Genomic DNA, 13,444 nt, shown 5'->3' on the forward strand with positions numbered 1-13,444 from the left:
CGTTTTGTTCAGAGCAATACGAAGAGGATTATACGTCCAGATTCGCGTTCAGTGCGTTTTCTTCAATGAAGTGACGACGAGGCTCAACCTGATCACCCATCAGAGTGGTAAACAGTTCATCTGCCGCAACCGCATCGTTAATGGTTACCTGCATCATACGACGAGATTCAGGATCCATCGTAGTTTCCCACAGCTGTTCCGGGTTCATCTCACCCAGACCTTTGTATCGCTGCAGGCTCAGGCCACGACGAGACTCTTTGATCAACCACTCCAGCGCTTCTTTGAAGCTGCTAACCGGCTGCTTACGCTCGCCACGCTGAACATAAGCTGTTTCATCCAGCAGGTTATCCAGTGCTTCAGACAGCTCAGCCAGCTTGCCGTACTCTTTAGAATTGAACAGATCGAAGCTTAGCTGGTGTACGTGATCAACACCGTGAGTACGAACGACAATCTTCGGCAGCCAAACATTGTTTTCTTCATCACGAACAGTCTCAAAGTTGTACTGACTTTCACCAGACTGTTTAGCGTTCAGTGCAGCAATCAGAGGCTGAACCCAAGCTGCAACCGCAGCCTGATCTGCCAGCATTTCGGTTGTCAGGCGAGGCTGGTATACAAACTCGTTCAGCATCAGAGACGGATAGCGACGGCTCATACGCTCAATCAGCTTCATCGCGCCATTATACTGCTTAACCAGATCCTCAAGAGCCATACCAGACATTGCCGGTGCACCCTCTGCTGTAAACAGTGCAGCGTTGTCCAGCGCCAATGCAACCTGGTACTGGTTCATGTCTTCATCATCTTTGATGTACTGCTCTTGTTTACCCTTCTTCACTTTATACAGTGGTGGCTGGGCAATAAAGATGTGACCACGTTCGATCAGCTCTGGCATCTGACGGTAGAAGAAAGTCAACAGCAGCGTACGGATGTGCGAGCCGTCGACATCGGCATCGGTCATGATGATGATGCTGTGGTAACGCAGTTTGTCCGGATTGTATTCATCGCGGCCGATACCACAACCCATCGCTGTGATCAGCGTAGCCACTTCCTGTGAAGACAGCATCTTGTCAAAGCGTGCCTTCTCAACGTTCAGGATCTTACCTTTCAGCGGCAGAATCGCCTGATTCTTGCGGTTACGGCCCTGCTTGGCAGAACCACCCGCAGAGTCACCCTCCACAATGTAAAGTTCAGACAGCGCAGGATCTTTTTCCTGACAGTCTGCAAGCTTGCCCGGCAGGCCAGCCAGATCAAGCGCACCTTTACGGCGAGTCATTTCACGTGCTTTACGTGCAGCTTCACGGGCACGGGAAGCATCAATAATCTTGGTACAAACAGTCTTGGCATCGTTCGGGTTTTCCAGCAGGAATTCACTCAGCTTCTCACCCATTGACGATTCAACCGCCGGCTTCACTTCACTCGATACCAGCTTGTCTTTTGTCTGGCTTGAGAACTTAGGATCTGGCACTTTTACCGAAACAACCGCTGTCAGGCCTTCACGGGCATCATCACCGGAAGTCGCTGTTTTGGCTTTCTTCGAGTAGCCTTCCTTATCCATGAAGTTGTTCAGGGTACGGGTCAATGCACCACGGAAGCCAGCCAGGTGAGTACCACCATCACGCTGCGGGATATTGTTGGTAAAGCAGTAGATGTTTTCCTGGAAACCGTCGTTCCACTGCATAGCCACTTCTACTGAGATACCGTCTTCACGCTCAAAGTTGAAGTGGAATACTTTCGGGTGGATTGGCGTCTTGTTACGGTTCAGGTGTTCAACGAAAGCCTGGATACCACCTTCATACATGAAGTGGTCATTCTTTCCTTCTTCACGTTCATCAATCAGTTTGATGGAAACACCGGAGTTCAGGAACGACAGCTCGCGCAGGCGCTTAGCCAGGATTTCGTACTGGAATTCGATGTTGGTGAAGGTTTCTTCACTTGGCCAGAAACGGATGCGGGTACCGGTTTTTTCTGTATCACCGATAACAGCAAGTGGTGCTTCCGGTGTACCGTGGCGGTAAATCTGTTGGTGAATCGAACCAGCACGTTGGATGGTCAGTTCTACTTTTTCAGACAGGGCGTTAACAACCGAAACACCTACCCCGTGCAGACCACCGGATACTTTGTAGGAATTGTCATCAAACTTACCACCGGCGTGCAGTACCGTCATGATAACTTCAGCAGCCGATACCCCTTCTTCTGGGTGGAGTTCAGTTGGGATACCACGGCCGTCATCGCTGACAGACACAGAACCATCTTCATGGATGGTAACAATGATATCTTCACAGTGGCCAGCAAGAGCTTCATCGATAGAGTTATCGACGACCTCAAAGACCATATGGTGCAAGCCAGTACCGTCATCGGTATCGCCAATGTACATCCCTGGGCGCTTACGTACCGCATCGAGGCCTTTAAGCACCTTAATGCTTGATGAATCGTAGTTGTTGGACATTGAGTTACTCTCGCTTTAATTATCCTGCGGTTATTTTACCGTGTTCCACATGAAACATCTTGCCATTTTCATCATGCATCTCAGCAATTTGTTCACTGCTGATCGCACTGACAAAAACCTGGGCGTTGGTTTCCTTTAACCGTTGCGCCAACAGCGCACGCCTATGGCTATCCAGCTCGGAAGCAAAATCATCAATTAAATATACACATGGCTTGCCGGTAGCTTCAGTCAGGTGAAGTCCCTGTGCTAATCGCAAAGCACAGACCATCAGCTTCAGCTGACCACGGGACAAAACGTCCTCAACCGGTGTTCCGGCAACCTTGATCCGCAAGTCGGCTTTATGTGGCCCACTTGCGGTATAACCGAGCTGGCAGTCACGTTCAAAATTACGTTTAAGCAGCTCGGCATAGGGTGTTTCTTTTTCCCAGCCACGGTAATACCCCAGCTGGATATCATATTCAGGCAGAAAGCCCTGGCAGATCTCCGCCGCTTTCTGCTTTACCGCTTCCAGGTACTGATCACGCCACTGGCTGATTTCCTCTGCCAGTACCGCCAGTTCCTGATCCCAGTAGCTCAGCTCTCGATAACTACGGGCGGTTTTGAGCAAAGCATTACGCTGTTTGGTCAACCGCTTTACCCGGCTCCAGGCATGGTAAAACTTGGGCTCAACGTAAAAAACGCCCCAGTCGATAAACGAGCGACGGTATTTCGGGCCGCCAATCAGCAAATCGAAACCTTCCGGGGTGATCAGCTGCAATGGCAGTACCTGCGCCAGATGCGCCAATTTCTGCCCGCCTTCGCCGGCAACCTTCACCTCGGTTGTACCGTCACGCTTTTTATTGATCCCCAGCGGCAGCTCCATATTAGAGCTTGTCTGCAGCCGGCCGTGAACAAACAGCTCCGGCTGTTCATGGCGTATCACCCTCCCGGTCAGGTGACTGCGGAAGGAACGGCCATGGCCAAGGTAGTAGATCGCCTCTAAGACACTGGTCTTGCCGCTGCCGTTAGCACCGACAAGAAAATTGAAGCTTGCCGACAAAGACAAGTCGCAAGCTTCAATATTTCGGAAATCTTTGACGATTAGACGAGTAAGTGCCATGCCCTAGAGTCTGATTGGCATAACCACATACAGGGCATCACCACTGGCGCTGTCTTCCAGCAACGCACTGGCATTCGCATCGGACAACGACCAGCGTACCTGCTCACACTTCAGGGTATTGAGCACATCTAGCACGTAATTTACGTTAAAGCCAATCTCCAGATCTTCACCTTCGTAGTTCACATCCAGAAACTCTTCCGCTTCTTCCTGCTCCGGGTTGTTGGCAGTAATGCGCATCTCACCGTTAGACAGGTTAAGGCGAACGCCACGGAACTTCTCGTTAGACAAAATCGCCGCACGAGAAAATGCCTTGCGCAGCTCATCACAGCTGGCTTCAACAAACTTAGTGCTGTTTTGCGGCATCACCCGACGGTAATCAGGGAAACGGCCGTCAACCAGCTTGGTCGTAAACACGAAGTTATTCACCACCGCGCGCAGGTTCGAATTGCCGAAGCGAATATCGACCATCGCATCCGGCGTATCCAGCAAACGCATCAACTCCAGTACCCCTTTACGCGGTACGATGATCTGCTTGCCCGGTAGTTCAGCATCTAAATCCGTGGCACACACCGCCATACGGTGACCGTCTGTGGAAACCGAACGCAGTAGCTTACCTTCGGTTTCAAACAACATGCCATTAAGGTAGTAACGCACATCCTGATGCGCCATCGAAAACTGAGTGCTGTCGATCAGGTGACGCAGTTGGCCCTGAGGCAACGTCATTTCGACTTCGCTCTGCCAGTCCTCTATATTCGGGAAATCCGCCGCCGGCAGTGTCGACAGGGAATAACGGCTGCGGCCAGAGCGGATGATCACGCGATCACCTTCCAGGCTCACAACAATATTGGCGCTGTCCGGCAGACCACGGCAGATATCGAGAAATTTACGCGACGGGACAGTGATTGCACCCGGCTCGAAATCCGCGGCCAGTGCCACTTTGGCAACCAGCTCCACTTCCAGATCGGTACCTGTCATCGACAGACAGCCATCTTCGACCTGCAACAGAATATTGCCAAGAATTGGCAAAGAAGGACGACCGCCCAGGGCACCGGAGACCTGCTGCAGCGGTTTGAGTAATTGTTCGCGTTCGACGGTAAATTTCATATCAGGACGACAGTGTTCTAATCAGGTTTGAATAATCTTCTTTAATATCGTGGCTTTCTTCACGCAACTGCTCAATCTTACGGCAGGCGTGCAGCACCGTAGTATGGTCGCGGCCACCGAAGGCATCGCCGATTTCAGGCAGACTGTGGTTAGTCAGCTCTTTCGCCAGGGCCATCGCCATCTGGCGCGGACGAGCCACAGAGCGCGAACGGCGCTTAGACAGCATATCAGCCATCTTTATTTTATAGTATTCCGCTACCGTCTTCTGAATATTATCAATAGTTACCAGCTTTTCTTGAAGCGCCAGCAAATCTCGTAGGGCTTCACGGACAAAATCAATGGTGATCGCCCGGCCGGTAAAGTTGGCGTTGGCGATAACACGGTTCAATGCCCCTTCCAGCTCACGAACATTGGAGCGCAGACGCTTGGCAATAAAGAACGCAACTTCATCAGCCAGACGGATATTGTGATCCTCGGCTTTCTTCATCAGGATCGCGACTCGTGTTTCCAGCTCCGGCGGCTCGATAGCCACCGTCAGCCCCCAGCCAAAACGTGACTTAAGGCGATCCTCTACCCCATTAATCTCTCGCGGGTAGCGGTCAGAGGTCAGGATGATCTGCTGGTTGCCTTCAAGCAGCGCATTAAAGGTATGAAAAAACTCTTCCTGCGAACGCTCTTTATTGGCAAAGAACTGGATGTCATCGATCAGCAGCGCATCAACACTGCGGTAATAGCGTTTGAATTCTTCGATGGCATTGTTCTGCAGCGCCTTGACCATGTCTTGGACAAAACGCTCGGAATGCATGTAAACCACTTTGGCGTTCGGCTTGCGATCAGCAATCGCGTTACCTACGGCATGCAACAGGTGAGTTTTACCCAGACCCGTGCCCCCGTACAAAAACAGCGGGTTGTAGGCTGCGCCCGGGTTATCTGCCACCTGACGGCAGGCAGCCAAACCCAACTGGTTCGACTTACCTTCGACGAAGTTATTGAAGTTGTGTTTCGGATTGACGTTCGAACGGTACCCACCCTGAGATTCAGGCTGGACCGGCGACGGTGCCGGCTCCCAGTTACGGGACGGCGGCGGTATTTCATCACGCACCGGCGCCGGAGAAGGAGAACCGAGAACAGGTGCTGCCGCCACCGGTTGCGGGGGTGGCGCAGTCACAGGACGGCTTCCCACTTCAAAACGCAGGATTGGCACGTCGTTACCACAAAATTCATTCAGCAAACGGTTAATATTATTAAGGTACTTATCACGTACCCAATCAAGCACGAAACGGTTCGGCGCAAACAAAGTCAGCGTATTATCGTTTAATTCGGCCTGAAGCGGTCGAACCCACATACTGAATTCTGTTGCAGGGAGTTCTTCCTGAAGGCGTTGAAGGCACTGCAACCAAAGCGAAGATGACAAGCTCGACTCCACACTGAATAACAAAACACAAAAAGGGATGCAATTTTATACCTGCTGGCTCAGGATCGCCAGCAAAGAGATCGCAGATCCAGTGAATAAGATCAGACTTATTCACATGGATCGCACATCAAACAGCAAGATCAGCACAAATTGACCAGCCCTTACCCACAATTCTATTAACAACAGCCAGGATCAAGAAGCGAACGATTGGTTATTTTTAATAACTCATCGTTATTTAAGAAAGAGGCTTATAACCGTATAGGATGTGGCACATCGTATTGCATCACAGCGACCTGAGGAGTAGACAGGATGAAAAGCTGGTTAAAAACAACATTGACGGCCGCAGCTCTGGCCCTGACCGCCAGCCAGACGGCAATGGCAGCCACAGACGTCAAAGTCGGGATGTCGGGACGTTATTTCCCGTTTACCTTCGTAAAACAGGATCAGCTTCAGGGCTTTGAGGTCGATTTGTGGAATGAAATCGCCAAGCGTAACGATTACAAGGTCGAGTTCGTGACAGCAAACTTCTCCGGCCTGTTCGGCCTACTGGAAACCGGCCGTATTGATACGATTTCCAATCAAATCACCATTACCGATGAGCGCAAAGCCAAATACCTGTTCTCGCAGCCGTATGTTATTGACGGTGCCCAGTTGGTGGTGCGTAAAGGCAATGACAGCATCAAAGGAACCGACGATCTGCAAGGCAAAACCGTCGGCGTTAACTTAGGTTCCAACTATGAGCAGCTACTGCGTGAGCTGGACAAAGACGGAAAGATCAACATCAAAACCTATGATACCGGTATCGAACATGACGTCGCACTGGGCCGTACCGATGCCTTTGTCATGGATCGCCTGTCATCGGTTGAGCTGATCAAAAAAGCCAACCTACCGCTGCAACTGGCAGGACAGCCGTTTGAGAAGATTGAAAACGCCTGGCCGTTTACCAAGAGTGAAAAAGGCCAGAAGCTGCGTGATGACGTGAACAAGGCCCTGAATGCCATGCGCCGTGACGGCACCCTGGCGGAAATCTCTGTGAAATGGTTTGACGCCGACATCACGAAGTAACCTGCCACTCGGCACCGCTCTTCTAAACTGTTCATAACCATAAAGGCTCACCGCACGGTGGGTCTTTATCGCTTACTCTCCCCCTGACAATGGAATACCGAGCCGCTATGGGTTTTGATTTTGACTACATGCTATCGCTGCTGCCCATTTTGCTAAAATACCTGGGCACAACCCTGGGTATGGCTTTCTGGGGCCTGCTATTTGCCCTGGTTATCGCAGTCAGCCTGGCCCTGATCCGGGTATATAAACTACCGCTGCTGGATCAGCTCAGCCAGCTCTATATCAGCTTCTTCCGCGGCACTCCGCTGCTGGTACAGCTGTTTTTGCTCTACTACGGCCTGCCGCAGCTGTTTCCGGTTTTCGTCGGGCTGGATGCCTTCAGCGCTGCCGTGATTGGCCTGAGCCTGCACTTTGCCGCCTACAAAGCAGAAAGTATCCGTGCAGCGATTATCGGTATCGACCGCAGCCAGCGCGAAGCCAGCCTGTCGATCGGGATGACTGAACTCCAGGCCATGCGCCGGATCATCCTGCCACAGGCAACCCGGGTGGCCCTGCCGTCGCTGATGAACTATTTCATCGACATGATCAAATCCACCTCATTGGCCTTTACCCTCGGGGTGGCCGAAATCATGGCCAAAGCACAGATGGAAGCCTCATCCAGCTTCAAGTTCTTTGAAGCTTTTCTCGCCGTAGCCCTGGTCTACTGGGTGATGGTGCTTATTCTGACCCGGATCCAGAACTGGGCGGAAATGAAACTGAATAAGGCATACACGCGATGATCAAAATAGAAAACCTCACCAAGCGCTTCGGGGAGGCGGCCATTTTTTCCCACCTCGACTTGTCGATTGAAAAAGGCGAGATTGTCGTGGTGATCGGCCCCTCCGGCACCGGCAAATCTACCCTGCTGCGTTGTATCAACTTTCTGGAGACCGCTAATCAAGGCAAAATCACCATTGGCGATGTCACCGTCGACAGCGAACAAGCAGCCAAAAGCGATATCCTGGCTTTACGGCGCAAAACCGGCTTTGTGTTTCAGAACTATGCCCTATTTGCACATCTGACGGCGAAACAAAATATCGCAGAGGGCCTAGTTACAGTAAAAGGCTGGAAAAAAGAAGAGGCCAACCAACGTGCCCAGCAGATCCTTGATGATATCGGCTTGGGCGATAAAGGCGATCACTACCCAGCGGCATTGTCGGGCGGCCAGCAGCAACGGGTCGGGATCGGCCGGGCAATGGCGCTGGAAGCCGAACTGTTGTTGTTTGACGAGCCAACCTCGGCACTGGATCCGGAATGGGTCGGCGAAGTGCTGACGTTGATGCAAAAACTGGCGACCCGGCACCAGACCATGCTGGTGGTGACTCATGAAATGCAATTTGCCCGCGAAGTGGCAGACCGTGTGATCTTTATGGCTGACGGGGAGTTTGTCGAGCAAGGGACTCCTGAACAGATCTTCTCCAACCCCAATGATCCGCGATTAAAAAAGTTCCTGAATAAAGTCGGGATCAACGGAGGATCCTTGCACTTAGCGCCACAAGAAGTATAATTCAGCGCCCGTAGTTCTCTGCGGGCATAATCATTGACTATTTAAAGGCCAGTGATTACAATTCCGCCTCTTTGTTTAGAGGTACCGATTGTCCGCAGTCGGAAACTCAGTAACAAAACTTAAAAACTGATCAGTTAATTTAAGGTAAAACCATGAAACGCACTTTTCAACCTTCAGTTCTAAAGCGCAAGCGTACTCACGGCTTCCGTGCACGCATGGCTACTAAGAACGGTCGCGCAACAATCAACGCACGTCGCGCTAAAGGCCGTAAGCGTCTTTCTAAGTAATCTCTGATTATTTTGAATAAGCTCGCTTTTTCTCGGGAGTTACGTCTGTTAACTCCCGAACATTACAAAAAAGTCTTCCAGCAAGCTCATCGTGCTGGCTCTCCCCACTTAACTATTCTTGCCCGCTCTAACGAACTCGATCACCCTCGCTTGGGTTTAGCTGTTCCAAAAAAACAGATCAAGACTGCTGTCGGTAGAAACCGCTTCAAACGTGTTGTACGTGAAAGCTTCCGCCTGAAGCAAGCAGAACTGCCAGCGAAAGATTTTGTTGTTATCGCCAAGAAAAGTGCCAGTGAGCTGAGCAACGAAGAACTTTTCAAGTTGCTAGATAAATTATGGCATCGCCTGTCTCGCCCTTCGCGTGGCTAGTCATCGGACTAGTCCGCTTTTACCAACTGGCTATAAGTCCACTTATTGGACCACGCTGTCGCTTTACCCCTACATGTTCTCAGTTCGCAATTGAAGCAATTAAAACGCATGGAGCGATAAAAGGTTGTTGGTTAGCAGCGAAACGTCTATTAAGATGTCATCCTTTAAACGACGGTGGTTATGACCCCGTTCCGCCAACCAAGCACAACGACAGAGATAGTTAACGATGGATTCCCAACGCAATATTCTGTTAATTGCCCTGCTGTTTGTCTCGTTCCTGCTGTTCCAGCAGTGGAACATGGATAACAGCCCCCAGACCCAACAGGGCATAGAGCAACAAGTCAACAACAGTGGTGATGTTCCTTCACATACCGGTGACGGCCAGCCGATTACTGACCAAACCACATCCGACAACCTAATCACCATCAATACAGATGTACTCGCGCTTACTGTCGATACGCTTGGTGGCGATATTATCGAAGCTAAGCTACTGGCTTATAACAACGAACTGGATTCCGTCGATCCGTTTGTTCTGCTGAAAAACGGCGCTGACTACCAGTACACAGCACAATCTGGCCTGATCGGTACTAACGGTATCGATACCACCGCTGGCCGTGCTCAGCTAAGCGTAGACAGCGACAGCTTCACTCTGGCTGACGGCCAGGACGAACTGCGTGTACCGATGACCTATGAGAAAAACGGCATCGCCTACACCAAGACCTTCATCATGAAACGCGGCAGCTACGCTGTTGATGTTGAATACAGCATCAACAACCAGAGCGACAATGCAGCCAGCGTGCAGATGTATGCTCAGCTGAAGCAGAATCTGGTTGATGCCGGCGGTAACCTGGCAATGCCAACCTACCACGGCGGCGCTTACTCTGCTGACGACACCAAATACAAGAAGTACAGCTTTGATGATATGCAGGACAAGAACCTGAACCTGACTATCAACAACCAAGGCTGGGCTGCGATGATGCAGCACTACTTCGTATCAGCATGGATCCCGAACACCCAAGGTGCAACTAACCTGTACACCCGTACCGGCAACGGCTTGGGCTACATCGGTATCCGTATGCCGGCAGCCACAGTTGCACCGGGCGCGGAGCAAACTCTGGGCGCAACACTGTGGGTAGGTCCTAAGCTACAGGATCAGATGGAAGCAACTGCACCGAACCTGAACCTGACCGTTGACTACGGTTGGCTATGGTTCATCGCCAGCCCGCTGCACACCCTGCTGTCATTCATCCAGGGCATCGTAGTGAACTGGGGTGTGGCTATCATCATCCTGACCTTCATCGTTCGTGGTGCGATGTACCCGCTGACCAAAGCGCAGTACACCTCTATGGCGAAAATGCGCATGCTGCAGCCAAAACTGCAGGCAATGCGTGAGCGCCTGGGCGACGACCGCCAGCGCATGAGCCAGGAAATGATGGAACTGTACAAAAAAGAAAAGGTAAACCCGCTGGGCGGCTGTCTGCCAATTCTTGTCCAGATGCCTATCTTCATTGCTCTGTACTGGTCACTGATGGAGTCGGTTGAACTGCGCCATACGCCGTTCTTCGGCTGGATCCATGACCTGTCAGCTCAGGACCCTTACTTCATCCTGCCGGTACTGATGGGTGTGACTATGTTCATGATCCAGAAGATGAGCCCGACAACAGTAACTGACCCGATGCAGCAGAAGATCATGACCTTCATGCCGGTGATGTTCACTTTCTTCTTCCTGTGGTTCCCATCCGGCCTGGTTCTGTACTGGCTGGTATCGAACATCGTGACGCTAATCCAGCAGACACTGATTTACCGTTCACTGGAAAAGAAAGGTCTGCATTCCAAGTAATGTGAATACCTGTCAGAAAAGGCGGCCTTAAGGTCGCCTTTTTTATTTCCCGGAGACTAAGTACCGCCATACATTCGTGTAATGCTTGCGGTGACTGGGCTTTCCCAACTAGTCTGTTTACAATTGCAGCGAATTTATCAAGTTAAGCCAAAATTATGATCGAACACACTGATACCATTGTTGCGCAGGCCACCCCTCCGGGCCGTGGCGGCGTTGGCATTATCCGCGTCTCAGGCCCGAAGGCCAAAGACGTCGCCCTGGCAGTCGCCGGCCGTGAACTCAAGCCGCGTTATGCCGAATACCTGCCTTTCAAGAACGAAGACGGGAGCGCACTGGATCAGGGCATTGCCTTATTCTTCAAGGGACCGAACTCCTTCACCGGTGAAGATGTACTGGAGCTGCAGGGCCACGGCGGCCCGGTTCTGATGGACATGATGATCAAGCGCATCCTGCAAATTGACGGCATCCGTGCCGCCCGCCCGGGTGAATTCTCAGAGCGCGCCTTCATGAACGACAAACTCGATCTGGCGCAGGCAGAAGCGATTGCCGACCTGATTGATGCCAGCTCCGAAGAAGCAGCGAAAAGTGCCTTTAAATCGCTTCAGGGCGCATTCTCGACCCGGGTTAACGAGTTGGTGGAAGCACTTATCCACCTGCGCATCTATGTCGAAGCCGCTATCGACTTCCCGGAAGAAGAGATCGACTTTCTGTCTGACGGCCGGGTCAGCGGTGATCTGAATAACATTATCGAACGTCTGGAAGCAGTACGCCGTGAGGCCAACCAAGGCGCGATCATGCGTGAAGGGATGAAAGTGGTCATTGCCGGCCGCCCGAATGCCGGTAAATCCAGCCTGCTTAATGCCCTGTCAGGCAAAGACTCCGCCATTGTGACCGATATTGCCGGCACCACCCGTGATGTCCTGCGTGAACATATCCACATCGACGGTATGCCGCTGCACATCATCGATACAGCCGGCCTGCGTGAAGCCTCAGACGAAGTCGAGCGTATAGGTATTGAGCGGGCCTGGGATGAAATCCAGCAGGCCGACCGCGTCCTGTTCATGGTCGACAGCACCACCACAGATGCCACCGATCCGAAAGAAATCTGGCCGGACTTTATTGAGCGCCTGCCGGAAAGCATGGGCCTGACCGTGATCCGCAACAAAGTCGAGCTGACAGGAGAAGAGGCCGGGATCTGCCATGTCAGCAACCCAACCCTGATCCGCCTGTCTGCCCGCACCGGTGACGGCATCGACAACCTGCGTGAGCACCTCAAAGAGTGCATGGGCTTTGCCGGCACCACCGAAGGTGGCTTTATGGCCCGCCGACGCCACCTGGAAGCACTGGAACGCGCCGCAACGCACCTGGAGACAGGTAAAGAGCAGCTGGAAGGCTTTATGGCCGGGGAAATCCTGGCTGAAGAGCTGCGTCTTGCCCAGCAACACCTGAGCGAAATCACTGGCGAGTTCACCTCTGACGATCTTCTGGGCCGGATCTTTACCTCATTCTGCATAGGTAAATAACCGGATCCAACTCCGATTATCACAAAGGGCCGGCGCCGGGATCATCTCCCGCGCCGGCCCTTTGTCGTTTACAGCCTGTGAATAAACCTATTTTTTGTCTCTTTTATATTGCTTTAGAGCCAGTACAATCAGGGCAATCCATACTCGTTATACTGAGGATATCATGAGTCAAATCACCCTAATCACCGGCAGCACCCTTGGTGGTGCCGAATATGTCGCCGACCACCTAGCCGACCTGCTGGAGCAGGAAGGACATCAGACAGAAACCGTCAACCTGGCTGATTTAGCCAATCTGACACTGGATAACACCTGGCTGGTAGTCTGCTCAACCCACGGCGCCGGCGAGTTCCCGGACAATATCCAGCCCTTCATTCAGCAACTGACCGAGCAGAAACCGGACCTTTCTCAACTGAAATATGCCGTGATTGGCCTGGGAGACAGCAGCTACGATACCTTCTGTGCCGCAGCCAAAAACCTCGATCAACAGCTCAGTTCACTCGGTGCAACCCGTTTAGGCGAGCGCCTGGATATCGATGTATCACAGGATCCGGTACCGGAAGATCCAGCAGAAGCCTGGCTTGCAGAGTGGAAAAACGCCTTCTGTGAATAAAATTCACGACCGTATTACTCAAAATTTCAGCGTTTTTTAAACTTTTTTCTGTGGATAACTATAGATCTTTCCGGTGATCAAACCATAGTTATCCATTGAATAAGTTTTACCGACCTCCCCCCCTGTTGATAAGTGCCCATTTTG

General features: G+C 51.7%; 13 protein-coding genes. 9 read left to right on the forward strand and 4 right to left on the reverse strand.

Annotated features, from left to right (window positions below):
• Positions 1–28: 28 nt before the first annotated feature.
• Genes gyrB through dnaA form a run of 4 tightly spaced genes read right to left on the reverse strand, consistent with a single transcriptional unit; the run spans position 29 to position 6,060 of the window.
• Positions 29–2,443, reverse strand: a complete 2,415-nt coding sequence (gene gyrB, locus AACQ93_RS16850; RefSeq protein ID WP_007468685.1) for a DNA topoisomerase (ATP-hydrolyzing) subunit B — start codon at positions 2,441–2,443, stop codon at positions 29–31.
• 19 nt (positions 2,444–2,462) lie between these two features.
• Complete coding sequence (recF, locus tag AACQ93_RS16855) at positions 2,463–3,542, reverse strand: DNA replication/repair protein RecF (protein ID WP_007468687.1); 1,080 nt, start codon at positions 3,540–3,542, stop codon at positions 2,463–2,465.
• Between the two features lie 3 nt (positions 3,543–3,545).
• Positions 3,546–4,646, reverse strand: coding sequence for a DNA polymerase III subunit beta (gene dnaN / locus AACQ93_RS16860; RefSeq protein ID WP_007468689.1), 1,101 nt, complete (start codon positions 4,644–4,646; stop codon positions 3,546–3,548).
• Position 4,647: 1 nt separating this feature from the next.
• Positions 4,648–6,060 (reverse strand): chromosomal replication initiator protein DnaA, encoded by a 1,413-nt coding sequence (gene dnaA, locus AACQ93_RS16865; protein WP_007468691.1) that lies wholly within the window; start codon positions 6,058–6,060, stop codon positions 4,648–4,650.
• 309 nt (positions 6,061–6,369) lie between these two features.
• On the opposite strand from dnaA, the gene AACQ93_RS16870 reads away from it, so the two are divergent.
• The 9 genes from AACQ93_RS16870 (at position 6,370) to mioC (ending at position 13,300) form a co-directional block, all read left to right on the forward strand.
• Positions 6,370–7,125: an amino acid ABC transporter substrate-binding protein gene (locus AACQ93_RS16870; protein ID WP_007468693.1), complete on the forward strand. Its 756-nt coding sequence runs from the start codon at positions 6,370–6,372 to the stop codon at positions 7,123–7,125.
• Between the two features lie 107 nt (positions 7,126–7,232).
• Complete coding sequence (locus AACQ93_RS16875) at positions 7,233–7,904, forward strand: amino acid ABC transporter permease (protein WP_064606412.1); 672 nt, start codon at positions 7,233–7,235, stop codon at positions 7,902–7,904.
• Complete coding sequence (locus AACQ93_RS16880) at positions 7,901–8,671, forward strand: amino acid ABC transporter ATP-binding protein (RefSeq protein ID WP_064606414.1); 771 nt, start codon at positions 7,901–7,903, stop codon at positions 8,669–8,671. Before AACQ93_RS16875 ends, AACQ93_RS16880 begins: the two co-directional genes overlap by 4 nt.
• A 152-nt stretch (positions 8,672–8,823) precedes the next feature.
• A complete protein-coding gene (gene rpmH, locus AACQ93_RS16885; protein ID WP_004411068.1) occupies positions 8,824–8,958 on the forward strand; it encodes a 50S ribosomal protein L34 in 135 nt (44 codons plus the stop codon).
• A gap of 12 nt (positions 8,959–8,970) precedes the next feature.
• Positions 8,971–9,327, forward strand: coding sequence for a ribonuclease P protein component (gene rnpA, locus AACQ93_RS16890; protein ID WP_036801135.1), 357 nt, complete (start codon positions 8,971–8,973; stop codon positions 9,325–9,327).
• A complete protein-coding gene (gene yidD, locus AACQ93_RS16895; protein WP_083882379.1) occupies positions 9,294–9,551 on the forward strand; it encodes a membrane protein insertion efficiency factor YidD in 258 nt (85 codons plus the stop codon). The genes rnpA and yidD overlap by 34 nt, the downstream gene beginning before the upstream one ends.
• 2 nt (positions 9,552–9,553) lie before the next feature.
• The gene (gene yidC, locus AACQ93_RS16900; protein WP_007468716.1) at positions 9,554–11,167 is read left to right on the forward strand and encodes a membrane protein insertase YidC; all 1,614 of its coding nucleotides are present in this window, start codon (positions 9,554–9,556) and stop codon (positions 11,165–11,167) included.
• A gap of 155 nt (positions 11,168–11,322) precedes the next feature.
• Positions 11,323–12,690 (forward strand): tRNA uridine-5-carboxymethylaminomethyl(34) synthesis GTPase MnmE, encoded by a 1,368-nt coding sequence (gene mnmE / locus AACQ93_RS16905; RefSeq protein ID WP_064606416.1) that lies wholly within the window; start codon positions 11,323–11,325, stop codon positions 12,688–12,690.
• Between the two features lie 163 nt (positions 12,691–12,853).
• Entirely contained in the window at positions 12,854–13,300 is a 447-nt protein-coding gene (gene mioC / locus AACQ93_RS16910) for an FMN-binding protein MioC (RefSeq protein ID WP_064606418.1), read from the forward strand.
• The last annotated feature ends 144 nt before the right edge of the window (positions 13,301–13,444 follow it).

Origin of the sequence: Photobacterium sp. J15 (assembly GCF_963870815.1) — a bacterium.
Lineage (GTDB): Bacteria > Pseudomonadota > Gammaproteobacteria > Enterobacterales > Vibrionaceae > Photobacterium > Photobacterium marinum.

What these genes read in the sequence shown, in the direction of transcription:
- AACQ93_RS16880 (WP_064606414.1), top strand. Translation starts at nt 7,901, where the DNA reads ATGATCAAAATAGAAAACCTCACCAAGCGCTTCGGGGAGGCGGCCATT.
- AACQ93_RS16875 (WP_064606412.1), top strand. Translation starts at nt 7,233, where the DNA reads ATGGGTTTTGATTTTGACTACATGCTATCGCTGCTGCCCATTTTGCTA.
- recF (WP_007468687.1), bottom strand. Translation starts at nt 3,542, where the DNA reads ATGGCACTTACTCGTCTAATCGTCAAAGATTTCCGAAATATTGAAGCT.
- dnaN (WP_007468689.1), bottom strand. Translation starts at nt 4,646, where the DNA reads ATGAAATTTACCGTCGAACGCGAACAATTACTCAAACCGCTGCAGCAG.
- rpmH (WP_004411068.1), top strand. Translation starts at nt 8,824, where the DNA reads ATGAAACGCACTTTTCAACCTTCAGTTCTAAAGCGCAAGCGTACTCAC.
- AACQ93_RS16870 (WP_007468693.1), top strand. Translation starts at nt 6,370, where the DNA reads ATGAAAAGCTGGTTAAAAACAACATTGACGGCCGCAGCTCTGGCCCTG.
- yidC (WP_007468716.1), top strand. Translation starts at nt 9,554, where the DNA reads ATGGATTCCCAACGCAATATTCTGTTAATTGCCCTGCTGTTTGTCTCG.
- mnmE (WP_064606416.1), top strand. Translation starts at nt 11,323, where the DNA reads ATGATCGAACACACTGATACCATTGTTGCGCAGGCCACCCCTCCGGGC.
- yidD (WP_083882379.1), top strand. Translation starts at nt 9,294, where the DNA reads ATGGCATCGCCTGTCTCGCCCTTCGCGTGGCTAGTCATCGGACTAGTC.
- gyrB (WP_007468685.1), bottom strand. Translation starts at nt 2,443, where the DNA reads ATGTCCAACAACTACGATTCATCAAGCATTAAGGTGCTTAAAGGCCTC.
- mioC (WP_064606418.1), top strand. Translation starts at nt 12,854, where the DNA reads ATGAGTCAAATCACCCTAATCACCGGCAGCACCCTTGGTGGTGCCGAA.